This is a genomic window from Bacillus cereus group sp. BfR-BA-01360, assembly GCF_022663595.1.
Lineage (GTDB): Bacteria > Bacillota > Bacilli > Bacillales > Bacillaceae_G > Bacillus_A > Bacillus_A cytotoxicus.
The window spans coordinates 1-474 of the sequence record NZ_JAKUFV010000076.1 but is presented as its reverse complement, the minus strand read 5'-3'; the positions used below and the strand labels follow the sequence as shown (position 1 = coordinate 474).

Here is a 474-nt window from a genome sequence, read left to right as displayed (position 1 = left end):
CTTCGACACCTTATATTTGTTATCTTGTGGATGGCTCACCCAATATGCCAGCTGATAACAAAGTCTATCACAAAATAAATGATGTAAATATAGAGCTTTATACAACTAAAAAAGATTTGGTTGCAGAAGCCAAGTTAGAAAAAGCCTTAGATGATCATGAGATACATTATGAACCATTTGAGGTTTTTATTGAGTCTGAAAAACTATTTCAAAAATCTTATGAAGTGAGGTTGATTTAAATGGAAAACAAAGTATCTTACGGATTGAAAAACGTTCGTTATGCAACGTATGAAGTAAAAGATGGTTTGGTTACATTCGGAACAACAATTCCAATGCCTGGTGCAGTGGAACTAACGAATGAGCCACGCGGTGATTTAATCGAATTCTATGCAGATGACATGCTTTATTACTCAGCAGATAATAACCAAGGTTACGAAGGAACTTTAAATATCGCTACTATTCCAGAACAATTTG

Annotated in this window: 2 protein-coding genes; both read left to right on the top strand. The window is 34.4% G+C overall.

What is annotated here, in order from left to right:
- The first annotated feature begins 14 nt into the window (after positions 1–14).
- Complete coding sequence (locus tag MR056_RS22925) at positions 15–239, top strand: hypothetical protein (RefSeq protein ID WP_242136733.1); 225 nt, start codon at positions 15–17, stop codon at positions 237–239.
- The coding region (locus MR056_RS22920; protein WP_375293723.1) for a major tail protein at positions 240–474 on the top strand (235 nt) is incomplete at its 3' end. It lies immediately after the preceding gene.